The organism is Sphingomonas hankookensis (assembly GCF_028551275.1).
Classification (GTDB): domain Bacteria; phylum Pseudomonadota; class Alphaproteobacteria; order Sphingomonadales; family Sphingomonadaceae; genus Sphingomonas; species Sphingomonas hankookensis_A.
In genome coordinates this window covers 25895-49090 of the sequence record NZ_CP117026.1, presented here as the reverse complement: position 1 = coordinate 49090, position 23196 = coordinate 25895, and the positions used below count along the sequence as shown (strand labels likewise).

The window sequence follows — 23196 nt, the reverse complement described above, 5'->3', positions numbered from 1 at the left end:
GTTCAGGGATTCCGGCCGAGATTGGCGAGCGCGGTCCGCGCGACCAGCGCGCCGGGACCGTTCTTGCCAGCGAACGTCTCCAGCGCGTAGCGCACGGTGACGTTGCCCTCGATGCGGTCGAACGGAGGCGGCGTCGTCTTGCAGGTGAGACCGTCGCACGGGGTGAAATCGCTCGACGAGACTACCATCGTCGGGACCGCGGTCACATCGAACGCGCGGAACAGGCGCGGGTCGATCCCGATCGAGGCGAACTGCTGGTCCTTTTCAACCACCTTGGAGAGCGCGGCGATGAACGCCTTCCCCGAATTGCCGGGGAAGCCACGGAACACCACGACACCGCCCGCGGCCGAGGTATCGGCGATGATACGCTTCAGCGCCTGTTCGGGCATCGAGGTGGACACGAACACCATGAACTGCGGCGCGGTGCCCTGGTTCTCCTTGAGGTTGGTCGAGGCGGCCTGGATCATCTCGTCGAAGTCGACCGCCCCCGCCGGCCCCGTGGGCAGGCTCGCCTTGTCGATCGTGCGCATCTGTTCCAGCGCGACCGCCTGGACGGTCTGCGCATCCTTGCGGAACGCGTCGCCGCGCCGCTCTACCTCGTTCACCAGCGCGGTCGCGTCCTGTTCGGACTTGGCCGATCGCGCGCGGATCGCGTCGAGATCGAGCCCCTCGACGGTCTGGGCGAGAACCGCGCAGCCGGTCCCGATCGAGGCAATGGCGAGCGCGGAGAGGAGGAACTTCTTCATGTCAGGTCCTCACAGCATGCAGCAGTTGCGCTTGCGCCAGAGCAGGTAGCCGAAGTCCTCGCCCTTGACGGGGAAGGCCCGGCCCGCATCGGGCGGGAGCGTCGTCGCGCCGATCGGCGAGCAGGCATATTTGCCGCTCACCGTGGGCGTCGGGTTGGTCATCTGGATGCGGTATTGCGACTTCTTCAGGATCGGCATGACGTACTTGTTGCAGAGCGCCTTCGATCCCGCGGTGCCCCAGGCCAGCCCCTGCCGGTGCATCTTGAACAGCAGCCGCTCGGCTGCGAGGCGCGAAGACTGGACCGGCGAATTATGCGCCGCGATGTTGCCGTTCATCGGGAACATCGAGCCGTTGCAGCCCGAGCACCAGAACATCGGGTCGATCGGCAGCTTAGCGCTCGCCGCCACGCAGTCGGCCGCGCAGGCGGCGACCGCGATCGGATTGTTGAACAGCGCGACCTCGGGGTTGATGAGCGTGGTCAGCACGTCGTCGTTCCACAAGGGATCGATCTCGGTCATGTAGGCGACGTCGAACGAGGCCTGCTCGAAGCACAGGAAGTCGGTCAGGATCTCCATCCAGTAGAGCAAGGGATAGACGTAATAATGCGCCTGCCAGTTGGCGCTGGCCTGGGTCGCCCCGCCCTTGATGAGCGGGCCGGTATACTGCCCCTGCCCGATATCGAGCCCCGGATTGAGGCGAAGCCCGCCCAGGTTCGGGAAACACCACGGCTTTGTGGTCACATCGACGAGCCGCGCCGGCTCCCAGAAGCCGATCGAGATGCCGATGCGCGGGATCGGCGAACCGCATGCGCAGACCGGCAGGCTCGGGTTCTTGGTGTCGGGTCGGCTTCCCGGCCAGATGTGCGCCCCGCCCACCGACAGCGGGAACAGACACGACCAGCAGACGTCGGTGATCGGGTTGACGAACTTGCCGGTGCAGTTGGCCGGGAGCGCGCTCGCCGGCGCCGGCAGCAGCGCGAACGCGGCAATCATGCCGAACAGAGCGAGCAGGCGGCGGATCATGCCCTGCCCTCCCCGTCCGGCTGCGCCGCGAGGCTCGCGTCGAGGAAGGCGTTATCGGCGCGGTTCTTGGCAATCACATAGACCGGCACGAGCACGACCAGCGCCATCACCAGTCCGGCAAGCGCGCCCCCTGCCCCGGCGCCGAGCGCGGCGCGCAGCGGCTGCAACGCGCAGATGGCGGTCGCCAGCGCGATCGCCGACCACAGGATCGCGAGCCGCATCGCCTTGAGGGCCGGCGTCTCGGGCGCGGCCATCGGCGTCCTGAGCATGTCGAGCCACATCATGCGCCCGCTCCCGGCATCTCGATCTCGCTGATCTTGAGCACCTGGCCCGCCGGTTCGACCACGGCGGGGACGCGCGCGATCCCGAAATGGCTGGTGAGCTTGCCCTGCTGGTCGAAGAAGAAGCGGCGCTTCTTCTCGCCCATACGGTTGAACGGCGAGCCGGCGACGAAGATGATCTTGGCATTCTGCGCGGTCCACCGCTTCAGCGCCCAGTCGACCTGCGCATCGTCACGGCCGTCGATGAACACGAGGTCGGTCTTCATCGCGACGAACGAGAGCGGATTGACGCGCTGCCCGGCGCGCGCGACGAGCCGGCCCTTCTGGTCCTGGATATCCTGATCGAGCACGATCGTCGGGTCGAACGTCCAGCTGCGGCTCTCGCGCACCGCGCCGATGCCGGCGACCGGAATCGGGTTGCGCACGCGCTCCTCGGTCTTCTCGCGGAGCGCCGTCTGCATACGCTCGATGCCGCCATTGGCCTGCAGCGTCTTGAGCCTGGTGTCGATCGTCGCCAGCAGGTCCGGCTCGGCGATCGCCCAGGTCTGGCCCATCACGCCGTGATCCTTTGCGAGCGCGCCCTGCACGACCGGCCAGGACGACGAGGCGACCAGCGCCACGCCCAGCGTTCCACCGAAGAGGCCCGCGCGCCGGATCACAGGATGGGTGTCCCGGTGCCGATGATCTGCTTCGCGCAGGCGAAGCCGATCTCGCCGTAGCGGCTGTCGAACCCGTCGGGGTGCGCGGTGCCGACATAATAGCAACCTTCGGGCACCCGTCCGACCGGCCCCGGCGTCAGCACTTCGCCGAAACGCGAGCGCGGCTTCATGTGGGCGACGCGAACGCCGTCGACATAGACCCATTCCCCGCGATGCTCGACCAGCGCGCCGGCCTCGCCGATCACGCGCTTGCCGAACGGTCCCGAATCCGGTCCAAAGTGGCGGCGCACCAGCTCGCCCTCGGGCGGCGCGAAGAACACATAGTCGCCCTTCGCGGGTACGCGGCCGCGCTGGATGAAGAACGCCCAGTTGGGGAGGCTCTCGCTGGCGTTTATCATGAAGGCGTGGGTCTCGCGCCACGCCGCGATCGAGTTGTAGCCGCCCCACACGATCCCGAGCAGCGCGACCGCGCTCCACTGGCGGACCCGCTTGACGATCAGCGCCTTTCGGGCCGCGCGGTCCCCGGCGACGTCAACCGCCGTGTGGGCCGCATGACCGACCCGCGCCAGCGCCTCAGTTGCCGCTGCCATCGACCCCTCCCGGCGCGGACTGGGTGACCGTCGCCTCGACCGGCGAGACCGGCGCAGGCCCGAACGGCGAAGCGGTCGGGACCGCCGCCCCTGGCGCGGCCGGCGCGACGTTCCCGGAGGCCTGGGGAAGCATCGCACCGACCGCGGGACCGGCCGGGGCGTTCGGCGCGGCCGCGGGGAGCGGCACACGCGCGAAGACCGCGCGGCGGATCTGGTCGGTGATATCGGGGACGTTCTTCGACAGCACCGCCTCGCCGACGAGGACAGTGGTGCCGCTCGCGCCGACCTTCTTCATCTCGTCGTCGAGCGCCGACATGAACGCCTGGGTCTGCGCGGCCACCTGCTGGGGCTGACCATTGCTGTGGCTCTGCGCCTGGACATATTCCGAGACGATGCCTTCGAGCCGGACGCTCGCCATCGGCACGGTCGCGGGCGGGGCCAGGAGATGCTTGGTCACCCACGCCCCCCACAGCAGCACCGCGACCGCCAGCGCGACCGCGACATAGGCGATGACGGGCAGCCCCTGCGGCTTGCGTCGGTCTACCTTGTCCGCGACCGGACGCCGCGGTGCCGCGCCGGCCGCGTCCTCACGGGGTGCCGGCGCCGGGGCGGACGGTTCCACCGCCGCGGACGCGGCCTCGGGACGATCGAGAACATCAACCATGACGGGGGCCTTTCGTGGAAGTGATGATCGCGCCGAGCAGGCGCACGCGGGTCACGGCGACGATGCCGAACGCGACCAGCCACACGACGAACAGCTGGTCGCCGAACGCCGCGCGGCGCGCCTGGTCGGCCGCGACGAAGCGCGTGCCGAGGTTGGCGACCTGCGAGAAGAAGCCGAGCGCGGTGAAGTCGCCGAGCATCAGGAAGAACAGGATCGCGACACCGAAGGTCGCGAGCAGCGTCATCGCCATCCAGCCCGACACGCGCAGCAGGATATAGCAGGCGTCGCCGATCGCGCGCGTGCCCGTGCGTTTCCAGTCGGTCGCAGCCGGCGCGTGCCAGTCGCGCTCATGCGTGAAGGCGTTCATTCCGCCGCCTCCACCCAGGGCTCGCCCGGAGGATTGTCTCGATATTCCTCGGGGAAGGCGACGCGCTCGATCGCCTCGTCCATCGAGCAGCCGAGCTCGATCAGATGCTCGATATCGGCGAAGGTCTGCGGGCTCGAGGAATAGAGCGTCGCCGAATATTTATCGAGGACGAGCCGCCCGACCGCCATCGATTCCGGCCCCTTGATGAGGATGTCGGAATATTCCGCGCCGTTGCGCTTCAAGGAACGCAGCAGGCTTTCGGTGTAGGGGTCCATGTCGAAGCGGCCGTGCTTCTGGAAATCCGAGATCGTGTCGGGTTTCTGCATCAGGATGACCGACCAGTCGGAGTTCTCCAGCGCCGCAAGGCTGCCTTCCGACTTGTAATAGTCGTTGAGAGACTGCGTCGCGGTGATGAGCGACGCGCCATATTTGCGGCAGGTACGGCTGTAGGTCTCGACGAAATCGGCCATCGACCCGCCGCGCAGCATCTGCCACGCCTCGTCGATTAGCAGCGCCTTGGGGATCTGGCGATCCATCCGGCGCATCGTCTGCGACGACATGAACATGATCGCAGTCAGCACGACCGAGCGCAGTTCCTCGCGGCTCGACAGGTCCGAGAGCTCGAACACGGTCAGCGCGTTCGACATGTCCACCGACGCCTCGCCGGTGAAGAAGCTGCCGTAGGTGCCCTTGCCCGAGAACGGGAACATCGCAATCGCGAGATCCGTGCCCTGCACCGAGCCGTCGGAGCCGAGCGCCTCGATCACGTCGTCGACGCACCCTCCCCTGCCCTTGGCCTCCCACACCTGGTTGACCGCGCGGTCGATCAGGCCGCGCTCGGTGTCGTTGAGCTTGTCGATGTGCCGGCCCATCTGCCCGATGATCGACTTGAGCATTGCGAGCGCGTCGACGAGATAGTCCTCGTCCTGCGCCACCAGCGTCTCGTCGATCATCGAGAACGGATTGAGGCTGAACCCGTCGCGTAGGCGAAACTCGACGAAGTTGCCGCCCAGGCTCTTGGCCATATGCTCGAACGAGCGGCCGTCATCGATCACGATGATCTTCGCGCCCACGCCGGCGAACGCCGCGCACAACTCCTGCAGCGCGACCGACTTGCCCGAGCCGGACTTGCCGAACACCGCGACATTGTGGTTGCCCGCCTTGTTCTCGAATGGCGACCAGAAGAAGGGCTGGCCGCGCCGCCCGATGAACATCAGGTGCGGCAGATGCCCGCCGAGATACTCGCCCTGGATCGGCAGCATGTTCGCCGCGGTCGAGGTCAGCATCGTGCGCAGCCGCTTCATGCGCTTCAGGTCGCTGTCGAGCCCGTTGCCCAGCGTCATCGGCAGGCACGACATGAACGCCATGATCTGGAGGAACCGCTCGTCGAGCAGGTCCCAACCGGCCGCCTTGTACATCGACTTGACGGTGCGCTCGTTTGCGTCACCCTGCCCCTTCGGGCTGATGATGCCGACCGCATAATAGGCCTGCACCAGCTTCTTGCCGAGGCGCAATTCCTGGGTGACATGCTCCCATTCGCGGCTCTGGTCCTTCAGCTGCGGGAGCAGCCGCGCCGACTTCGAGTCCGCGAGGCTCGACGTGCGCATGAACTTGTAACCGGCCTTCGACGAGGCGGCCTGTTCGTCCTGGTAACACAGGCACAGCGACGTGAGCGTCGGGCACCCCGGACGCAGCTTGTCGGAGAACATGTCGCCGATCAGCTTCTGCACGTCCCACGGCGCCCAGCGGTTCGGCAGGTTCCTGACCGAGAAGAAGCGATAGTCGAACGTGTCGGGCCGAATCTCCTGATACTGCGTCTCGCCCGACAGGTTCGTCACCGCGCGCAGCGGCTCGACCGACACCAGCAGGCGGTCGGCCTGGACGACGGTCTGGACGTCGCGCCGCACGCACTGGTCGGCGATCGGATCGAGGTCCGAATATTCCGAGACGTGGTCGGAGACGTCGAACGCCGGCGCGGTGATGTCGTCGATCAGCGCGATCAGATCGACCGGCTTCAGCCGGGTTGCCGGCATGTCGATCGACTGCAGGGTCGAGACGATGCTGTCGCGAACGCCGGTCAGCTCCTCGGGCGTCGCCTTGCCGCTGCGGATCGAGACCGACAGGAAGATGCGATGGTTGCGGACGTGGAACGGTCCGTCCTTCGACATCGACACCCATGCGCCGTGGCGCAGGAACGCCGATCGCCGCTCGGCGATCTTGCGATGGATGCCGCCCGCCTTGTAGCGCGGCAGCGCATATTGCGCGATCAGCGCGCCCACGCGCGGGCTCTGGAAGGCGAGCAACTGGACGCGCGCGCTGGGGGGCACGCTCTCGGACAGCATCTGTGCGATGATCTCGCCGGTGCGCTCGTCCGCGCCCATCAATGGCGCGAGTTCCAGCGCGAACGCGATGCTGTCGGTCTGGTAGAACAGGTCGTGCCGCGCGTCATAGCTGCGGTACGGCAGCCACTGCGACAGCATCGGCGCACCGTGCGACGGCGTGCCCTGATCGGGTGCGCGCGTATCGCCGAGCAGGCGCGCGATGAAGCCGGTCTTCGCCATGACGATCAGTCCTCCACGCGCGGCGAGAAGGTCGCTGGACGGTTGCCCGGCGCGCTCGACGCGAGTTCGGGCGGCGCCGGCTTCTGCGTCGCGGCGATCGGGACACCCTTGCCAGCAGCCGCGTCGCGCGCCCTGGCCCGCGCGGCCGCGACCGCTGCCGCACTCGGTGCGCCGACCGCGCTCGCCGCACCTGCAACCGCTGCCGGGGCGGCGACCTGCGCGACCTCGGCGGGCACCGGGGGAAGCGCGGCGATCGGCGCGCCGAGCTGCGAGAGGATCTCGGGGCTGACGTTGAGCGTCTGCGTCGCGGCGAGCGCCGAACCGTGGCCGTCGGTCGCCGCCAGCCACTGGCCGTTGTCGACCACCGCCTGCACCACCGCCGTCTCATGGAACCGCCCCGCGGCGTCGACATGCGAGGGGAACACGATCCGCAAGACCTTCTGCGGCCCGACCCCCGCCGCCTGCGCCGGCACAGGCGTCGAGGCATAGGCGATCCGCTGCGTTCCCCCGGTGTTGCGCGGCGGAGCCTGGTACGGTCCGGCTGGATGATAGCCGCTGTCGCCGGTGATCTCGGCTAGCGCCTTGTCATCGATGACGGTCGCCGGCGCGCAGCTGCCACCCTCGGGCGCGCCGCACGCGAACTTGCCCGAGATGTTGGTGCCCAGCGTGGTGCAGCTGGCGAGCAGTCCCAGGCTCGCGGTCATCGCCAGCGCGGCGATACGCTTTGCGCGGGCGTGCGGGCGATAGTCGGAAACCGGGCAGGCCGGCAGGCGGATCACGGATCGGGTCACGACTTGGCTCCCTTCAACCATTCGACGAGCAGGGCCTTGGGCCTGAAGCCCTCGATCACCGCCCCGTCGGAGCGGACGATGACGGGCGTCCCGTTGATGCCGTGCGCCTTGGCGAACGCCTCGTTCTCATCGAGACCGCTGGTGTCGCACTTCGCGCCTGCCGGGACCGGGTTCTGCGCATAGGCCGCGCGGACCGCCGCATGACGATCGCGGGCGCACAGCACCTGGTCGGCGATCTCGCGGCTTCCCAGCACCGAGATCGGTCGCTCGATCACGCGCACGTTCATCGTCTCGAGCGCCTGACTGAGCGCGCGGCAGTAGCCGCAGCGGAAGTCCGAGAAGACGGTGACCGTCTGCGTACCCGATCCCCAGGTGATCGCGCCCTTGCTCGACAGCCGCGACACATCGAGCGTGCGGGCGACAGCGGGCTGGGTCGTGACGCGCGCACCCGCCCGCGCCGCGCCTGCCTCGGGCGCATCGGGCGCGGCATTGGCCTTCGCCGCGCCGCCCACCAGCATGTCGGGATTAAGCGCGAGCAGCTTGGCGGCGGTCAGATCCTGTCGCGTCTCCATGTCATAGACGCGGCCGATGACGAGGTAGCGCGCCGACTTGTCGACGTAGAACAGGTTCGCGCCCGCCACGACCTCGCACAGCCCGTCGACCTTGGAACAGTCGATCGCGTCGACCTTCGTCTTGGGAAGCCGCTTCTGCAGCGCGACCTGGACCTGCGCGCCGATCGGCGCCTCGGCCGAGCCGGTCAGCAGCATCGCCGCCCCCGCCATCGCGCCGATCATGATAGTATTTGCCATGTGACCGCCTCCTCCCGGGCTCAGTTCTGGATGAAGACGCCTTCGAGGAAGACGATCTCGACATCGATGCCGGTCGGCATCTCGATGATGGGCTGGTACTGTTCGGCCCGCTCGATCAGGTATTTGCTGACCATGTCGGCCGACTGCGCGACGCCGTTGCCGATCCCGGCCTGAGCGATATCGCCGATGCCGAGTTGCTGGCGCTTCCCGTTGACAGTGACGTTGGTGCCCTGGAGCAGCATGTCGGTGTTGGCCGAGAAGCCGCGCCCGAACCCGCCTGCGATCCCGGCGATGAAGGCCTGGGTGACGAGCCCGCCTTCGCGACTGACGACACGGCCGCGCACGCCAGTCTTGCCGGCGAAGCTGATGAAGCCCTTGACGTCCGACACCGCGAACCGGCCATTGGCCTGCGGGCAGGTCATCCGCTGCAGCTTGACATAGACCTTCTCGGACGAGAGGTCGCCGCGCGCCGCACCGTTGATGACGCAGCCCTCGATCCGCGTCGTGAGCAGCTTGCCGTTCTGGTAGACCGAGCGCGCCGGGCCGGTGATGCGCAGGATCACCGGCAGCGGATCGGTCTGCGACTGGACCCCCGCCGAGGCGTCGACGCCGACGATGACCTTCGCCTTGGCGATCGAGTTGGGCGGCAGGTAATTGGGGCTGTCGGTGTAGCTGGTCGTGCCGCCCGAGATCCGTGTCGCGGTGCCCGACGGGCCGCCCTCGAACGATACCAGCTTGATCGAGCGCGACTGCGACACCGCCGCCGCGGCCGCCTCGCCCGCCGTCATCGGCGCGCCGGGGGTGCGGTAATTGGGCTGGCCGGGGCCGTACATCTGTGTCGGCGCCGGCGCGACCGGCGCGGCGTTACGCTGCGCGATCTGCTGGCGAAGCTGGTCGTTCTCCTGCTGATAGGCGCTCATGACCCGCTGGCCGTCGCTCGCCATCGACTGTTTCTCGCCCTGGAGCGCGGCGATCTGCGCCTGCAACTGCTCCATCTGCGCGCGCTGGCCGTCGACGCCTTTCAACTGATTGTTGATCGACTGCATCTGCGCTTCGGATGCGGCCTGCCATTCACGCTGCGACATGTTGCGGTTGACCATGTCGTCGGTGGTGATCTTCACCTCCTTCCCGTCGGTGCCGACCGGCTTCAGCTTGGCATCGTCACCCATGACGTACCAGGAGCCCAGCACCAGCGCGACGGCGCCGCCACAGCCGAGATAGAGCAGCTGCTTCTTGCGGACGGCATCGTTGCCGGCCATCAGCTCGCTGTCCCCGCCCTCCTCCGGCTCGGTATCGAGCTGCTTGGCACGGTTACGCTGGAAGATGTCCCTGAGGCTCATGGCCGCACTCCGTTGGCGAGGCCCGAAGGCGTGACGATATAGGCGGTGGTGGCTTCACCGGGCTTGAGGTTGGGGTTGGCGACCGAGACCGCGATCGCGTTCGACGGCGCGATCGTGCCCTCGCCCAGCGCGACCGGCACCTTGCCCCGGTTCTCGATCCTGAGCGTGCGGCCCGCGAGGCTGGCGCCGCGATATTCGGCGACCATCTGGACCTTGAGCGCGCCGATCATCACCGGGTCGGTGACCGCCGGCCTGACTTCGAACCCTTCGAGCGGCGCGGACTGGAACATCGCCTGGACAAGCGTGGCGGACGCCTCCTGCGGCGATGCCGCGACGGCCGCGACCTGCGTTTCCGCGGCGCCGCCGATATCCTTATTCTCGACGAACACCTGCTGCGCGTCGTCACCGGCGAGGCGGCACGAGAATTTGTAGACATAGCCCTTCGACGTGGTGCCGAAGAACGACACGTTCGGCCGAGAATAGGCTTCCGGGACCGACACATAGATGTCGCCCCGGGTCGGTTCGTTGACCACGGTGAAATCGTCGGTATCGACCCCGGTGGTCAGCTTCGAGACGCTGGCGAAGCGATCGTCCTTGAGGCTGACGCGGGTCAGCCCCGACTTCGACATCGTGCAGGCGACCTCGCTGTTGTCCTTCGCCAGCACATGCTCGTCGGCAAAGGCTGGCGCGGCGAGCACCATTCCGCCCGCGACGATCATCCCTGCCCCGATCAGGCGCGATAGCGAACACAGGCGCGATGCGAAGGCGGTCCCGCCCCCGATCAGCCCGACTGCGACCCAGGCGGTCATGCGTCGTCTCCGATGGTTGCCGCGGCGTCCTTGTCGGCCTTGGTGACCATCCCGAAGCCCTTGAGCTGGAGAGTCAGGCCGCGATACGCCCAGTAGAAGCGGAACGTCTTCGGCTCGGCGGTGACCGACTTCGAGCCGACGACGGTGTGCAGCGTGCCGGTCACTTCCGAGGTCAGTTTCTCGGTGTCGACCTTCATGCCGGCGAGCGTGAAATACTGGCTGATGCTCGATCCGCGCTGCTCGTTGAGGATCTTCATCAGGTCGCGCTTGAGCGAACCATGTGCTTCCGGCGTGGCGATCGCCAGGATCGAGTCCATCCAGTATTCGAGATTTTCGGGCGAGCGGTTGAGCGTCATCAGCGCGGTGTCGCGCGTGACCATCTCCAGATACTGCTCGCTGACCCCGCTCGACGACAGCGTCAGCGGGGAGCGGACGATCGGCTGCAGGACGATCTCCCGGTCACGGGTCGCGCCGACCAGGAACAGCAGCACCACGAGGCCCGCGAGGACCAGCGCGACGATGCCGAGCATGTTGCGCTGCTTGAGGACGCGCTGCGACTGCGCGAGACCGACAGAATAATCCATTTAGCCCACCATCACGCGAAGGTGGGAGGGCGGTGTCGCCTTCAGCCCGGTAAAACTCGACGGCAGGTGCCAGTAGGCCATGTGGAGAATCCACGACGTGGCCTTGCCGGCTTTGAGTTTCCGAAAACCCCACCAGCCGAGCAACGAGACCATCAGTCCGATCACGACGTGCTGCGACAGGATCCCCCAGATGAAGGGGATCGCCATCGCGAGGAACTCGTCCAGCGTCCAGAAGCCGATCAGCTCCGGGTCGTCGAGATGCGAAGGGATGGTGTACCGGTCCATAAGCTAAGCCGCCCTCCCAGCGGTTGATCCAGCCGACGCCTCAGATCGTCGCGGTGACGGTCGAGGTGACGATCGGGATACCCGTGCCCGCGCCGACGCCGACGGCGACGGGAACGGCCACCTGGCCCAGGCTGAAGCGGCCCGACGCCAGCGCGACGATGCCGCCCGCGAGGCTCATGACGGTGATGATCTTGCCGCCCGAGCCCTCGAGGAAGTCCGTGAACTTCGTCAGCGCGGTATTGAACGTCGTGTCGGCGCCGGCGAACGCCGCCGACGCGCCCAGGACCATCAACATCGCGATGATCGCCAGGCCGAGAAGGACACCATTGATCTGGCCACCCTTCGGCATTGAAAGTGCAGACATGCTCTTTCCCCTTGGAAGACGAAGCACAAGCGCGTCGTCTCCCTAAGGATTTCGCAAGTATTGACCCTCGACAAGACGGAAAAAAATTACCGTATCGACTTTGACTGCGGGAAAGCCCGACTACGCATTTCCGCCAAAAAACTGACGCGATGAGTCTGCAGACAAACATAGAGCAGGTAATTTTTTTACCACCTGCGGAATTTTTTTACCGCCTTCGTTGCGAAACTGGAATGACCATCCCCGGTCGTGCGGCAATGATTGATTCGAGAAACTATCAATCCAGATGGTATGCGCTCGTCCGCACTCGGGTTATCCGTTCCCCATGTCGAATGTGATCTACGCCTTCCGGGTCAGCGATGAGCTGTTCCGTCTCACAACAGAAGCGATCAGAACCCGGTCGCTGGCAACGCGACGGTTTGAGACCGTTTCCTCTACCGCCCTGTATGGACTGGAGAAATTCCTGGATATGCCGGATTTCGAACTGATGCTCGAACGCGCCTCGACGATCGAGGACAATGGTGAAAACCGGGTCGGTTTCCGCATTCAGATCGATCAGAAGGCGCTTTTCCAGGCCGCGCGGGACAGGGCCACTACCGACCCCACCACCCCTGCCACAGCGCGTTTCCTGCTCACCGTGTCGATGCTGTGCGTCTTCGATTGTGCAATTCGTCGAAAAGTTCCGACTAACGCTTAAAAAATATTGACAGCCTCTCGGGCTATAACCGTATATAGCGCCCAGAAGGGGGGTCGTCATGACTGACCAGAGGGATGCAGCAAGCCGACAGACCGAGACAGACTTCTACTATCCGCTTATCATCGAGCAGTGGAATCGCCGTGGCGTAACCAATGTCGAAATGGCCCGGAGACTCGGGAAAAGCGTCAGTCTCATCGGAAAGGTCAAATCCGGTCGCGCCAGCTTTACGGCCGCGATGCAGATAAGGGTCATGGAGATCCTGGAGATCGACCGGCAACGTGCGTTTCTTGCCGCAGTCTGGATGAAGACGCCCCTCGCCTATTTCGATGACAGCTTCGACAAGATCTACCTCGTCGCGTGCCGCTTCGTCGAAGCTTCCTGCCCCCAGTTACTGTCGCTCGCCGAGCAGGTGAAAGGCGATGGGCTTGCTCCCGAAGCGATCGAGCGGGTTTTGCAATCCATCCTGATGAACATGCTCAATTCGGTTCCCCCGCCCCGGACCGGAGCAAACTGAACCAATTCCGGTGGTGAACTCCGTTCCCATCAAACGAGCTTTGGAGAGTGACACCTGTTTCGCTTAGAGGGCGATATGGACTCTCAGCCGAAACCCGCGCGGTCGACCCTGTCGATGCGCCGCAAAAAAGAACGCGAGGATGCTGCGGGTTACAAGCGGTCCACCTATGCGCTCTCCCCTGCATCGCTGCGAGTCGCGGACGAGATCCAGCGTCGCTATCAACTTGGCTCCCGCGAGGCCGCTATCAACGCACTTCTCGAACTCATCGACCGCGATCTGTTCCTGTGGCACGACATCCTTGTGTCGGAACGGCGATAGAGGCCTCTGATGGATCTGCGCACCAGTCCGCCAGCCGACGAATCGGGTCATGCCATTGTCGATTTTCTCGACGAGCATCGACTGCCGCACAGCCCCGAGAATTACGGCTTCGCTCACACCTATTTCGAAGGTGCTGACGAGGCCCATTTCATGGCCGTCGCCAATCTGATCGACGGCGGTTATCGCCTCAGACAGGAAGACGTGCGAGCGATTTCGGCACCAGCGGATCTCCATGGCACCGCGACGACGATCGGTGAGCTTTCCACGGAGGTCATGCACATCATCGGGGCAACCGCCCAGGAAGCCAATGCCTTCGTCAAATCGCTCACGCTCACCGCGGCCGAACTGGTCTCGACAGACGGCAACATTCACAGCGCGGTCGCTCGGATGACTGCCCAGGCCGAGCGCGCCGAGGAGCGGTTGAAGCAGATGAGCCTTCAGACGGCGCTAGTCCGCGAGCGCCTACGCTCGCTGGGCGTCGATACCGACATCGATCCTGCTACCTCGCTCCTCAACCGCATCGCGATCGACTCGGTGCTCACCGCCGCACTCGAGCGGGAAGGCCCTACCCTTCTTGCGCTGGTTGCGCTCGATCAGGTCACCTCGATCGGGGCGGCTCATGGGATCGGCGTCGTCGAGCGGGTCCTGCGCGCGCTGGGCCAGACATTGCGGGATCATTGCATGCCGCACCGGGTCGGCCGCTGGGAGGCAAAGCGGATCGCCATCGTGTTCGACAACTGCGACCCCGAAGCCGCCCGCGATATGCTGAACGCAGCCCGCAAGGCATTCTCGAGGCGAAAGCTGCAGCGCGTCGAGAATGAGACGCCGATCGGCGAGGTGACATGCTCGGCGGGTCTCGTACTCGCCCCCAACGCTGTCTCCGAGGATCTGATTGCAGACGCAGCCGATGCGCTGGCACGGGCTTCGAATGGCTTGGGCAACCGGGTTATTCTTGAGCAGCCAGCTGCGCGCCCATTCCCGTGATACGCCGCACGCGTCGGCACCGCAGCTATCGCGCGGGAAAATGCCTGTAAAAGGTCGAGATCGAGACGCCGATCGCGCGCGCGATCTCACGCGACGACATCTCCGTCTTGAGCAGCTTGGTGGCCGCGTTCCGGCGCTCTTCGGTCATCATCGTCTTTCGCCCGCCGAACCGGCCCTTGCGCCGTGCGACGGCCAGCGCAGCAGTGGTCCGCTCGCGGACCAGCTCGCGTTCCATCTGGGCCATCGCCGCCAGGATGTTGAAGACGAGCCGCCCCGCCGTTCCCGAAGTGTCGATTCCATCGGTGATCGAACGCAGCCCGATCCCCTTCTCGTCGAGGTCGGCCGACAAATCGACCAGCCCCTTCATGGTGCGGCCGAGGCGGTCCAGCTTCCACACGACCAGCACGTCACCCGATCGCGCATAGGCAATCGCTTCGGCGAGGCCAGGACGATTCACTTTCGCGCCGCTGGCCTTGTCGGAATAGAGCCGCTCGCAGCCGGCTTGCTTGTCAAACGGCGTTCAAAAGGGACCCCCGATCGGCGTCGAAGAGGGACCCCCTTTTCAGATAATATGATGCTGGTTTGTTGAAGATGGCCTTGCGCTGCGTGCGGCGGAGGGCGGGCGTAGCCCGACCGGAGGCGCGCGCAGCGCAAGATAGATTTTTGAAGGCGCCGAAGGTGGCTGTCAGCTGCGGTTTTTGAAGCGCCAGCTGTCGTTGCCCGTCTCGACGATATCGCAGTGGTGGGTGACGCGGTCGAGCAGCGCCGTGGTCATCTTGGGATCGCCGAACACGGTCGGCCATTCGCCGAAGGCGAGGTTCGTGGTGATGATGACGCTGGTCCGCTCATAAAGCTTGCTGATGAGGTGGAACAGCAACTGCCCTCCCGAGCGGGCGAACGGCAGATAACCGAGCTCGTCGAGAACGATCAGGTCGAGCCGCGACAGCTGCGCCGCCAGGGTCCCGCCTTTGCCGATCCGGGTCTCCTCTTCGAGGCGTGTCACCAGACCACGCTGACCACGGCACGGACTGATGAACTCGCCATCATTGATCAGGTTCTGCAGGGCGAGATCCACCTGCCCCCCCATGCATGCACCGTTGTTCAGGTCCAAGCCCTGCCGCGCCTGTCGAACGGCAAATATGATTTTAAGGCGATGGACGGTCTCGCGCCATCCCGCGAAAAAGCGCCGTCATTCGAGGCGATGTTCGAAGGGTTCAACAACGAACCGTTCAGCCTCCGTAAGCTAACCGCCTTCCTGGGCCTCGCCTCGCGACGGATTGCGCACCATTGCGCGGACATTCTCCTTCTCGACGTCGCGGCCACCAGCATCTTCGAAATCTTCGAGGAGTTTGGCACGGAGAGCCCAGATAGGATCGGGCGAGAGACAAGGTTTATCGACATCTCAACGGACTCGCTCTCGTTCGTTAATGCCAGCATCGCACTGGAAGGATATCTCGGCTTCATCCCCCCGCGCTGGGATCAACTCTCGCTTGCCGAACTGGAGGAACTCAAACATGTCGCCCATGTTTAAGACGCGGCGCATGGAGGCAGGAGTCGTCCTGCGTGCGGCGGCGATATCCCTCGTGGCGCTGAACCATGCCAACCCCGATATCGACCAGGTTTTGGGATTTAACTTCTCGGGTGGCATGAGCGTCCTGATGGCGCTCTCCGGCTATTTTTTTGCGAAGTTCGTGCTTGACGCTCCCTCGCTCCCACAGATGCGGCATCGATTGATCGGCTTCGGGCGATCCATCCTGCTACCCAGCTTCTTCATGGTCTTATTCTTCTTCATCATCTTACGTAAATTCGATGTTTTAGAATTATTGTTTATCCGAAACCTCTTCACGGACGGTCGAATATCCAAGTTTCCGACCTGGTATCCGCAGGTCATGATGCAGATCCTGATCGTCGTCTACATCCTGTCCTACATCGGTCTCATCCGGAATTTCGGTCGGAAGCTACTCCCTTATTCCGTCGTTTTGCTGTTTGTCGCATCCGTGTTGCTACGATTTTATCTGGACAACTATTCAGATGGTCTGGACCATCCTACACTGCCCTACTCCCGGTTCTGGAATTTTTGCCTCGGCTGGTGCTTCTACTTCTTTGCCGATCCCTCAAGGACTCCGAAAGGAAACAGGGTCGCGATGGCTGCCCTGGCGATTGCCAGCAGCTTCCTCGTTTACGGGGCCGCCAAACTACCTGCCTACTGCCTCATTGCGGGGACCCTTATTTTCCTCTTTGTAAGGGACATCGCAGTCCCCGCCATCCTGCACAAGCTCATCACGATCGTCGCCATGGCAAACCTCCATATCTTTCTCTGGCACCGCTTCTTCTTCGAGATTTACGAGGACATCATGCATGTCACCGCCCAAGGTGGGTTCGGCATGTGGCTATTCGGAATGTCGGCAAGCGTCGTTCTGTGGATTGGGTGGGAGGCGGCAGTCCGAACGGCGAGGGAGTTCGCATTGGCATCAACCTCCCTGAAATCGAAAGTTATTCCTTCCGTCCGAAGCCATACTCTCCCGGCAAGCTAGGGCAGGAATTAAGTGAAATGCGACCAAATTTAACAAATGATTGCTGAGATGTTTTTCTTTTGATACAAAGAACATGAATGCACCTTGGCAGAAGGTACGCGTCTCATGACAGACGGGAATTTTGATGTACCTGTTACAGGAACGCCCGTCATTCTATACGAGCTAAATGAGGTATCCTGGCAAGTTGTTGATTGGTACATTGGAAGAAATCCTCATGGGAACTTCGCGAATATTTTAGGCATGTCGAGATCCTACACCACTGTTACGACAGATGTGGGGGAACTTCATCCCTGGGTAACGTGGCCGACATTGCATCGGGGGGTGGACAATCGCAGCCATGGAATTGAGTTCCTTAATCAGGATCTGACGAGAGCGAGCGAATTCCCGCCTGTGTGGGAGACCGCCGCCAAAGCCGGGAAGCGGGTCGGTGTTTTTGCAAGCCTGCAATCCTATCCTCCCCCGCCCGACGACGCGTACGCCTTCTACATCCCCGACACTTTCGCGCCGCAGCCGGGCACGATCCCGCCCGAATGCAGGCCGTTCCAGATGCTCAACCTTCGCCAGACAGCACTGGATGGGGGGATCGTCTCCGACGTGAAACCGAGCAGAGAGCTCGCAACACTGATGCTCGGCCTGGTTCGGATCGGCTTGTCTTTGTCGACCGTTCTCGCTCTCGCGCGGCAGGTCATTCTTGAAAAGATCAATCCACTTTACAAGTCGCGTCGCTCGATCATGCAGGCGCCGATCGCCTTTGATGTCTTTAAGCATCTTCTGCATCGGACCAAACCGGAGTTCACGACGTTCTTCACCAATCATGTCGCGGGCATGATGCATCGATATTGGAAGCATGCTTTCCCGGAGGAATTCCAATACACTTTGACCTCCGATGAAGACAGGTTGAAGGCGAAGAATATACAGCGGGCGATGGATGTCGCGGATTATCAGCTAGGTTATCTGCTTGACTATATCACCCGGACTGATGGAACCTTGATCGTCGCGAGCAGCATGGGACAGGAAGCCGTTTTCCGCTCCGGCGGCGATCAGGCCCGCATCATCGACGTTCCAGCCTTCGTCCGGGCAATCGGGTTTAGCGGAGATTATCGTTCGAACCTCGCAATGCACCCGGATTTCAATTTCGAGTTCGACACGCCGGAGGATGCGGGGCGTTTCGCGTCGCTGGTGGAAGCTGCGACATTCGCCGGAGGAAGACGCCTCTGTTACAAGGTCAACCTTGTAAACAGGACCCTGAATTTCGGATTGGCGCAGCCGCCGGAAGGCATGGACAATTATGTGGAACGCCCCTCCGGCGGCGGCGTGAAGGAGAGGATTTCCTTTGCGGAGGCCGGGATCAAGCGATTCAAGCGCGACGTCGGCACGGGATATCACCAGCCCCGCGGCATCCTCCTTTGGCACCGGCCGGGAGAGGCGAGCGACGCTTCGAGGGAAGTCATCCAGAGTACTGCTGTGCGGGCCATGATCCTTTCCGCTCTCGGCATCGCTGTGGAGCCAAAGTCTCCGCTTCCCTCCGATAGAAACCCCACCCGCAACGAGGCCGAACAAGTGGATGCGTCCTGACCGTCCGCTCTGACAATGAGATGCGATGTGGATGTCATCATTGGTCCTTGCATCTTGTCAGCCGACCATGGGACGGTCTCAACGCTGGAAGCCGCATGGTCCCGGATCCACGGTTCATACGAAAATGTCGAACAGCGATAAGGGCAGCGGCGCTATACGGCCTGCGCGCTGCGGGTAATGCACCCAGCTTGCGCGCCATGGCTTAGCGCTCCAAATGGCTTTCAACCGGAAGTCCAGCGCACGATGTCCGCCTTCTCTATCTCCAAGGCATCAGGCAGGATCCGTGGATCGGTGATGGTCAATTTATTTCGATACCGTGATGATATGACTCTTAGAACCGCCTTCCGCGCGTGAAGGTGCCTCCGACCGTGCGTTCAGCGGGGCTGTTCATCAGCCAGTCCGCACACTGATAAAAAGGGGCTTGGCAAAGGGCGAGATCGCGATGTGCAAGTCGGCACCGCCGTCTACGCATCAGGCTTCATCCATCGCAGGTCTGCGACCGTAGTCACTCAGACGTCATGGTCCCGGTCTAACGGCGCACCGCGGTGCAGCGTAAATGCGCGCGCCATTTCCCTTCAGATTTCGCATTCTGAGGAGTGCATCGTGCGTACCACCGTCAGAGCTCGCTATGAGCTGGCCCAGGAAGATGACATCCGCGATGAGTTGACCCGCTTTGTCGCCCGGCGACTGCGCAATGGCAATGACGAAGAAGATATCGTGCAGGAGACATATCTGCGCATCTACCGGTACCGGCAGACCGGCACGATCGCCAATCTCAAGGCTTTTTGTTTTTCTGTCGCGCAGAACCTGATCAACGATCATTTCCGCCGTCTTCCGCGCATGCCTGCCACTTGCCCCATAGAGGAAGATTTTATCTGCCCCATGCCGCGCATTGATGAGGCCTTGCTTCATCGCGAGCGGGTGGAGGCGATCGTCGCCATCCTGAAGAACATGCCGCCGCTCAGACGGGAAATCTTCCTCCGCCGTCGACTGGACGATCATCCACCCGCGGTTATCGCCACCGACCTAGACATGCGGCAATCGGCGGTGGAAAAGCATGTCTTCCGTGCGCACAGCGACATAAGACAGGGTCTCGCCAAGCGGAAACTGACCGGTTGGAGCAGGATCTAGCCATGCGTGACGACAGCCTATCGCGAAGCGACGCCCCCATCGATGAATTGGCGCTCAAGGAAGCGCTAACGCGCGTCCATGACGGCGGGCGCCTGTCCAATGATGATATCCGCAAGATGCGCGCCAGCCGGAAGGCAGCCATAGCGGGCGGCCTCGGCGCGGTCGTTCTGGCCATCACCGGCCTCACCATCTTTCGGTCGCCGGTCAATACGGCCGCGGAGTTCAGCACGAAGCCCGGAGAGCGGCGTGACGTCCGGCTGGAAGACGGGTCGTTCGTGCAACTCAGCGGCGCAAGCCATCTGACTGTCACCATAACGAGCCGGGGCCGCTACGCCCGTCTGATCGCAGGGGAAGCGCGGTTCGACATCGCGCACGATGCCAGCCGCCCCTTCATCGCCCATGCCGGCCGAGCCGAGGCGCAGGTGCTGGGACGGTGTTCGACCTTAACGTAACATCCGCCAGCACCAGTCTCGCCGTGGCGCGCGGAGCGGTTCTGTTGAAGCCGGTCGGGTCGCCCCAGGCGGTCACTGTGCGTGCCGGTTGGCAGAGCCTCGTCCACGACACCACCGTCGACCGCCCCAAGCCGTTCGACGCCTCCCGTCCCGACTGGCGGGAAGGATGGATCGATACTGACGGCATGACGCTCGGCACGCTGGTCGAAATTCTGAACCGGCAGGGCGGGATCGTCATCAGTGCTCCGCCAGCGGCGCTGGCGGCGATCCCGATCATGGGGCGCTTTCGAACGGATCGGCCGGCCGCACTCCTCTCCGTCATCGGCAAGGCGAACGGCTTCGATGTACGGGCCGATCAGGGAATCTTGCGCTTCCACAAGGCATTATAAGAAAATTCTGCCTGCCAGACTATGGGCTGAAAAAACAGTGTCCGGCTTTGGCGATCCCCGCGTCTTTCGAAGGAGAGCACATGATGGTGCTCGCAAGGGGATACGACATGGGGTCTCACATTTCTCACCGTGCATTGCACGTCGCCATCGCCATTGCCGCCACGGCGGCGCCCTGTTCAGCGCATGCGGAAGCGGGGAGCTTTGCCAAAAGCTTCCAGTTCGCCATTCCGCCCGGAAATCTGTCCGCCGCCCTGTCGGCGTTTTCCGCAACGACCGGGCTTCAGGTCGTCGCCTCGTCCGGGGACGTCGGCTCCCATATGAGCGCCGGCATATCGGGCAAGTACAAGGCGTCCGATGCCATCGCCCGCCTCCTCGCCAAGTCGGGCTACACCGCCAGCCTGGTCGGCGACATGGTCGTTCTGCAGCAGGCCACGGCGTCGCCGCGCGCGATGCCGATCGCCCTGCAGAGCGCCGGCGGCGCCGGCACGTCCCGCCCCGACGCTGACGAGAGCGAAGCGGCGGAAGGCGATCGGGACATCATCGTCACGGCGGAGCGTCGCGAGCAGCGCCTGGTCGACGTCCCCGTCGCCCTGTCGGCCTTCGGCGGCGAGCAGCTCCGCAATCGCGGCGCCGACCGCCTTGTCGACCTGGCGAGCCAGACGCCCGGCGTCCTCGCCACGGTGCAGGTGTCGGGTGGTGACATGCCGACCTTCACCATCCGCGGCGTTGGCTTTGACGATTTGCGCCCCAACGGCAATCCTGCAACTTCGCTCAACATCGACGGCATCTACCAGGGGTCGGCCATCCTCGCGACCGGCCAATTTTTCGATATCGAGCGGGTGGAGATCCTGAAGGGGCCGCAGGGAACCCTCTATGGACAGAATTCGACCGCAGGTGCGATCAACATCCTGTCCCGCCGTCCGGGCGACAAGCTGAACGGCTATGTCAGCACCGAACTGGCGACCTTCGGCACGGCCCGCATGGAGGGCGCGGTCGGCGGCCCGATCTCGCCGATCGTCAGCGCCCGTATCGCCGCGCTATACACCAGGACGGACGGCTACATGACGGACATCGGCAATGCCAATGCCGTCGCGACCTTCAGGCCGCCTGCCGGCATCCCGCCGCTGCCCGTTACCGGCATGAACCGTGACGTCGCACGATCCGAAAGCATCGCCGGCCGCGCCATCATAGAGATCAACCCGTCCGACCGGACCGAAATATTCCTGAAGGTCAACGGTACGAAGCAGACCGGCGGGGCATTGCAGCCCAGCCGCAACGTCACCCAGAACGGCTTCGCCCCGAACGCGCGATATGAAGTCGATTCGGACGTGCCGACAAAGCTGAACGTTTCCGGCTATGGTATCACCGGCAGTCTGCAGCAGAGCGTCGGTGACGATTACACCTTCGTCCTGACAGGCGGATACAGCCATGTCTCGCACCTCGCGATCTACAATGGGGACGGGGTGCCTATCCGTTTGATCAATATCCTCTACGGCGACAAAGACGATCAGGAATATGCCGAGATTCGGTTCCAGAAGAACGACACGTCGCGGTTCAGCTGGATCGTGGGCGCGACGGCATTTCACGACGACGTTCGCATCGACCAGACCTTTACGATGCTCGACACGACGCGCGGCATCATCCAGGGCGATTACACGCAAAAGCGGACAAGCTTCGGCGTCTTCGGGGATGGAACCTGGGCGTTCGACTCCGGATTCAAGATCGGCGGCGGCCTCCGCTACACGCATGACAAGGTCGACTTCAATGGCCTGACGCAGGGCCTCGATCCCTATGGCGTATCGCTTCTCCCGGCCATCTTCCCGCTTTTGCCCTATAAGTTCGATCGTAACATCCGAAAGTCCCAGGTGTCCGGCCGTATCTACGGCAGCAAGAATTTCGGCCCTTCCTCGTCGATCTATGCGTCCATCAGGCGCGGGTATAAGGGCGGTGGCTTCGATGCCACCACGCCCACCAACGACCTCGAATCCGCGCCGTTCGGTGCCGAGACGGTCTGGTCCTATGAGCTGGGCTTCAAGATCCTTCCCCGCCGTGCCTTCCTTCAGCTTGAAGGTGCGATCTTCTTCAACGACTACAAGGATATTCAGACGACGGCGGTCACGCAGATCACCACTGCCGCGGGCGTCCTGTCCGGCGGCACGCGTGTCAATGCGGGCGACGCCCAGAGCTGGGGCGCGGAACTGTCCGCGACCATCAGGCCGACCGACGATCTGAAGCTGGAAATCTCCGGCGCCTATCTCGGCAATGAGATCAAGAAGGTCATCTCGACCAATCCCGTCGAACGCCTGCGTCGTGCGGATGCGCGGCTTCCGTTCACACCGGGCGTTAGCCTGAACGGTGCTTTCGAATATACCATCCATGCCTCGGATACGATGGATGTCATCCTCGCGTCCGACGGTCAGTATCTGTCCAAATATTATTTCGACATCGACAACTTCGCCGTGACCAAGTCGCGCTTCATAGGCAATGCGCGCGTAGAACTACGGTATCAGAACAATATCTCCGCCACGGCCTGGGTCCGCAACCTGACCGACACATACTATCCGCTCTCCCGATTCAACTCCGCCACGACCAGCACCGACCTCCCGGCGGCCCCGCGCACCTATGGCATCACGCTTGGATACAAGTTCTGAACCCAGCGCAATGTGGGTGCGGTGAATCTGATTTCACGACCGATATCAAAGCCCATTCATCAAACACCACCTTCATCAGGA

The 23196-nt window shown here is 63.6% G+C and carries 27 protein-coding genes and 1 pseudogene; 11 read left to right on the top strand and 17 right to left on the bottom strand.

Annotated features, from left to right (window positions below; all coding sequences use genetic code 11):
• Positions 1-2: 2 nt before the first annotated feature.
• From trbC to PPZ50_RS17110, 15 genes are read right to left on the bottom strand one after another with little or no spacing between them, the layout of a single operon-like run.
• Positions 3-746: a type-F conjugative transfer system pilin assembly protein TrbC gene (gene trbC / locus PPZ50_RS17180; RefSeq protein WP_064312066.1), complete on the bottom strand. Its 744-nt coding sequence runs from the start codon at positions 744-746 to the stop codon at positions 3-5.
• A gap of 9 nt (positions 747-755) precedes the next feature.
• A complete protein-coding gene (traU, locus tag PPZ50_RS17175) occupies positions 756-1769 on the bottom strand; it encodes a conjugal transfer pilus assembly protein TraU (protein ID WP_064312065.1) in 1014 nt (337 codons plus the stop codon).
• Positions 1766-2053: a hypothetical protein gene (locus PPZ50_RS17170; RefSeq protein ID WP_064312064.1), complete on the bottom strand. Its 288-nt coding sequence runs from the start codon at positions 2051-2053 to the stop codon at positions 1766-1768. Before PPZ50_RS17170 ends, traU begins: the two co-directional genes overlap by 4 nt.
• Positions 2050-2709, bottom strand: coding sequence for a type-F conjugative transfer system protein TraW (traW, locus tag PPZ50_RS17165; RefSeq protein WP_064312063.1), 660 nt, complete (start codon positions 2707-2709; stop codon positions 2050-2052). The genes PPZ50_RS17170 and traW overlap by 4 nt, the downstream gene beginning before the upstream one ends.
• A complete protein-coding gene (locus tag PPZ50_RS17160; RefSeq protein ID WP_064312062.1) occupies positions 2706-3299 on the bottom strand; it encodes a S26 family signal peptidase in 594 nt (197 codons plus the stop codon). The genes traW and PPZ50_RS17160 overlap by 4 nt, the downstream gene beginning before the upstream one ends.
• Positions 3283-3963, bottom strand: a complete 681-nt coding sequence (locus PPZ50_RS17155) for a TrbI F-type domain-containing protein (protein WP_064312061.1) — start codon at positions 3961-3963, stop codon at positions 3283-3285. Before PPZ50_RS17155 ends, PPZ50_RS17160 begins: the two co-directional genes overlap by 17 nt.
• Positions 3956-4330, bottom strand: a complete 375-nt coding sequence (locus PPZ50_RS17150) for a hypothetical protein (RefSeq protein ID WP_064312060.1) — start codon at positions 4328-4330, stop codon at positions 3956-3958. The genes PPZ50_RS17155 and PPZ50_RS17150 overlap by 8 nt, the downstream gene beginning before the upstream one ends.
• Complete coding sequence (traC, locus tag PPZ50_RS17145) at positions 4327-6891, bottom strand: type IV secretion system protein TraC (protein ID WP_064312059.1); 2565 nt, start codon at positions 6889-6891, stop codon at positions 4327-4329. Before traC ends, PPZ50_RS17150 begins: the two co-directional genes overlap by 4 nt.
• A 5-nt stretch (positions 6892-6896) precedes the next feature.
• Positions 6897-7682: a hypothetical protein gene (locus tag PPZ50_RS17140; protein WP_064312058.1), complete on the bottom strand. Its 786-nt coding sequence runs from the start codon at positions 7680-7682 to the stop codon at positions 6897-6899.
• Positions 7679-8491 carry a DsbC family protein gene (locus PPZ50_RS17135; protein WP_064312057.1) on the bottom strand — a complete coding sequence of 271 codons (813 nt, stop codon included), beginning with the start codon at positions 8489-8491 and terminating at the stop codon, positions 7679-7681. The genes PPZ50_RS17140 and PPZ50_RS17135 overlap by 4 nt, the downstream gene beginning before the upstream one ends.
• Positions 8492-8511: 20 nt before the next feature.
• Positions 8512-9831 carry a TraB/VirB10 family protein gene (locus PPZ50_RS17130; RefSeq protein ID WP_064312056.1) on the bottom strand — a complete coding sequence of 440 codons (1320 nt, stop codon included), beginning with the start codon at positions 9829-9831 and terminating at the stop codon, positions 8512-8514.
• On the bottom strand, positions 9828-10640 hold the full coding sequence (locus tag PPZ50_RS17125; protein WP_064312055.1) for a type-F conjugative transfer system secretin TraK: 813 nt from the start codon (positions 10638-10640) through the stop codon (positions 9828-9830). Before PPZ50_RS17125 ends, PPZ50_RS17130 begins: the two co-directional genes overlap by 4 nt.
• Positions 10637-11224, bottom strand: coding sequence for a type IV conjugative transfer system protein TraE (locus PPZ50_RS17120; protein WP_064312054.1), 588 nt, complete (start codon positions 11222-11224; stop codon positions 10637-10639). Before PPZ50_RS17120 ends, PPZ50_RS17125 begins: the two co-directional genes overlap by 4 nt.
• The gene (gene traL / locus PPZ50_RS17115; protein WP_007406330.1) at positions 11225-11509 is read right to left on the bottom strand and encodes a type IV conjugative transfer system protein TraL; all 285 of its coding nucleotides are present in this window, start codon (positions 11507-11509) and stop codon (positions 11225-11227) included.
• A gap of 40 nt (positions 11510-11549) precedes the next feature.
• Complete coding sequence (locus tag PPZ50_RS17110) at positions 11550-11804, bottom strand: hypothetical protein (RefSeq protein WP_420794432.1); 255 nt, start codon at positions 11802-11804, stop codon at positions 11550-11552.
• A 391-nt stretch (positions 11805-12195) separates the two neighbouring features.
• On the opposite strand from PPZ50_RS17110, the gene PPZ50_RS17105 reads away from it, so the two are divergent.
• The 4 genes from PPZ50_RS17105 (at position 12196) to PPZ50_RS17090 (ending at position 14383) form a co-directional block, all read left to right on the top strand.
• Positions 12196-12567: a hypothetical protein gene (locus PPZ50_RS17105; RefSeq protein WP_064312052.1), complete on the top strand. Its 372-nt coding sequence runs from the start codon at positions 12196-12198 to the stop codon at positions 12565-12567.
• A gap of 58 nt (positions 12568-12625) precedes the next feature.
• Positions 12626-13081, top strand: coding sequence for a helix-turn-helix domain-containing protein (locus PPZ50_RS17100; protein ID WP_064312051.1), 456 nt, complete (start codon positions 12626-12628; stop codon positions 13079-13081).
• A gap of 75 nt (positions 13082-13156) precedes the next feature.
• The gene (locus PPZ50_RS17095) at positions 13157-13399 is read left to right on the top strand and encodes a hypothetical protein (protein ID WP_024310628.1); all 243 of its coding nucleotides are present in this window, start codon (positions 13157-13159) and stop codon (positions 13397-13399) included.
• 9 nt (positions 13400-13408) lie between these two features.
• Positions 13409-14383: a GGDEF domain-containing protein gene (locus PPZ50_RS17090; protein WP_064312050.1), complete on the top strand. Its 975-nt coding sequence runs from the start codon at positions 13409-13411 to the stop codon at positions 14381-14383.
• 25 nt (positions 14384-14408) lie between these two features.
• Here PPZ50_RS17090 and PPZ50_RS17085 read toward each other — a convergent pair whose 3' ends face one another.
• Positions 14409-14840 carry a recombinase family protein gene (locus tag PPZ50_RS17085; RefSeq protein ID WP_272815858.1) on the bottom strand — a complete coding sequence of 144 codons (432 nt, stop codon included), beginning with the start codon at positions 14838-14840 and terminating at the stop codon, positions 14409-14411.
• Between the two features lie 228 nt (positions 14841-15068).
• Positions 15069-15389, bottom strand: a pseudogene (locus PPZ50_RS17080) (ATP-binding protein); the annotation flags it as partial.
• A gap of 147 nt (positions 15390-15536) precedes the next feature.
• Between PPZ50_RS17080 and PPZ50_RS17075 the strand changes: the two are divergent.
• From PPZ50_RS17075 to PPZ50_RS17045, 7 genes are all read left to right on the top strand, one after another.
• Positions 15537-15914 carry a hypothetical protein gene (locus PPZ50_RS17075; protein WP_036527606.1) on the top strand — a complete coding sequence of 126 codons (378 nt, stop codon included), beginning with the start codon at positions 15537-15539 and terminating at the stop codon, positions 15912-15914.
• Positions 15898-16917 carry an acyltransferase family protein gene (locus tag PPZ50_RS17070; RefSeq protein WP_036527609.1) on the top strand — a complete coding sequence of 340 codons (1020 nt, stop codon included), beginning with the start codon at positions 15898-15900 and terminating at the stop codon, positions 16915-16917. Before PPZ50_RS17075 ends, PPZ50_RS17070 begins: the two co-directional genes overlap by 17 nt.
• Positions 16918-17238: 321 nt before the next feature.
• Positions 17239-18492, top strand: coding sequence for a hypothetical protein (locus tag PPZ50_RS17065; RefSeq protein ID WP_036527611.1), 1254 nt, complete (start codon positions 17239-17241; stop codon positions 18490-18492).
• A gap of 603 nt (positions 18493-19095) precedes the next feature.
• Entirely contained in the window at positions 19096-19623 is a 528-nt protein-coding gene (locus PPZ50_RS17060; RefSeq protein WP_272815857.1) for an RNA polymerase sigma factor, read from the top strand.
• A gap of 2 nt (positions 19624-19625) precedes the next feature.
• Positions 19626-20075: a FecR domain-containing protein gene (locus PPZ50_RS17055; RefSeq protein WP_036527613.1), complete on the top strand. Its 450-nt coding sequence runs from the start codon at positions 19626-19628 to the stop codon at positions 20073-20075.
• Positions 20057-20464, top strand: a complete 408-nt coding sequence (locus PPZ50_RS17050; RefSeq protein WP_155986352.1) for a hypothetical protein — start codon at positions 20057-20059, stop codon at positions 20462-20464. Before PPZ50_RS17055 ends, PPZ50_RS17050 begins: the two co-directional genes overlap by 19 nt.
• 80 nt (positions 20465-20544) lie before the next feature.
• Positions 20545-23115 carry a TonB-dependent receptor gene (locus PPZ50_RS17045; RefSeq protein WP_272815856.1) on the top strand — a complete coding sequence of 857 codons (2571 nt, stop codon included), beginning with the start codon at positions 20545-20547 and terminating at the stop codon, positions 23113-23115.
• Positions 23116-23196: the final 81 nt, after the last annotated feature.

What these genes read in the sequence shown, in the direction of transcription:
- trbC (WP_064312066.1), bottom strand. Translation starts at nt 746, where the DNA reads ATGAAGAAGTTCCTCCTCTCCGCGCTCGCCATTGCCTCGATCGGGACC.
- traU (WP_064312065.1), bottom strand. Translation starts at nt 1,769, where the DNA reads ATGATCCGCCGCCTGCTCGCTCTGTTCGGCATGATTGCCGCGTTCGCG.
- PPZ50_RS17170 (WP_064312064.1), bottom strand. Translation starts at nt 2,053, where the DNA reads ATGATGTGGCTCGACATGCTCAGGACGCCGATGGCCGCGCCCGAGACG.
- PPZ50_RS17160 (WP_064312062.1), bottom strand. Translation starts at nt 3,299, where the DNA reads ATGGCAGCGGCAACTGAGGCGCTGGCGCGGGTCGGTCATGCGGCCCAC.
- PPZ50_RS17155 (WP_064312061.1), bottom strand. Translation starts at nt 3,963, where the DNA reads ATGGTTGATGTTCTCGATCGTCCCGAGGCCGCGTCCGCGGCGGTGGAA.
- PPZ50_RS17150 (WP_064312060.1), bottom strand. Translation starts at nt 4,330, where the DNA reads ATGAACGCCTTCACGCATGAGCGCGACTGGCACGCGCCGGCTGCGACC.
- traC (WP_064312059.1), bottom strand. Translation starts at nt 6,891, where the DNA reads ATGGCGAAGACCGGCTTCATCGCGCGCCTGCTCGGCGATACGCGCGCA.
- PPZ50_RS17135 (WP_064312057.1), bottom strand. Translation starts at nt 8,491, where the DNA reads ATGGCAAATACTATCATGATCGGCGCGATGGCGGGGGCGGCGATGCTG.
- PPZ50_RS17130 (WP_064312056.1), bottom strand. Translation starts at nt 9,831, where the DNA reads ATGAGCCTCAGGGACATCTTCCAGCGTAACCGTGCCAAGCAGCTCGAT.
- PPZ50_RS17125 (WP_064312055.1), bottom strand. Translation starts at nt 10,640, where the DNA reads ATGACCGCCTGGGTCGCAGTCGGGCTGATCGGGGGCGGGACCGCCTTC.
- PPZ50_RS17120 (WP_064312054.1), bottom strand. Translation starts at nt 11,224, where the DNA reads ATGGATTATTCTGTCGGTCTCGCGCAGTCGCAGCGCGTCCTCAAGCAG.
- traL (WP_007406330.1), bottom strand. Translation starts at nt 11,509, where the DNA reads ATGGACCGGTACACCATCCCTTCGCATCTCGACGACCCGGAGCTGATC.
- PPZ50_RS17110 (WP_420794432.1), bottom strand. Translation starts at nt 11,804, where the DNA reads ATGTTGATGGTCCTGGGCGCGTCGGCGGCGTTCGCCGGCGCCGACACG.
- PPZ50_RS17105 (WP_064312052.1), top strand. Translation starts at nt 12,196, where the DNA reads ATGTCGAATGTGATCTACGCCTTCCGGGTCAGCGATGAGCTGTTCCGT.
- PPZ50_RS17100 (WP_064312051.1), top strand. Translation starts at nt 12,626, where the DNA reads ATGACTGACCAGAGGGATGCAGCAAGCCGACAGACCGAGACAGACTTC.
- PPZ50_RS17095 (WP_024310628.1), top strand. Translation starts at nt 13,157, where the DNA reads ATGGACTCTCAGCCGAAACCCGCGCGGTCGACCCTGTCGATGCGCCGC.
- PPZ50_RS17090 (WP_064312050.1), top strand. Translation starts at nt 13,409, where the DNA reads ATGGATCTGCGCACCAGTCCGCCAGCCGACGAATCGGGTCATGCCATT.
- PPZ50_RS17075 (WP_036527606.1), top strand. Translation starts at nt 15,537, where the DNA reads ATGGACGGTCTCGCGCCATCCCGCGAAAAAGCGCCGTCATTCGAGGCG.
- PPZ50_RS17070 (WP_036527609.1), top strand. Translation starts at nt 15,898, where the DNA reads ATGTCGCCCATGTTTAAGACGCGGCGCATGGAGGCAGGAGTCGTCCTG.
- PPZ50_RS17055 (WP_036527613.1), top strand. Translation starts at nt 19,626, where the DNA reads ATGCGTGACGACAGCCTATCGCGAAGCGACGCCCCCATCGATGAATTG.
- PPZ50_RS17045 (WP_272815856.1), top strand. Translation starts at nt 20,545, where the DNA reads ATGATGGTGCTCGCAAGGGGATACGACATGGGGTCTCACATTTCTCAC.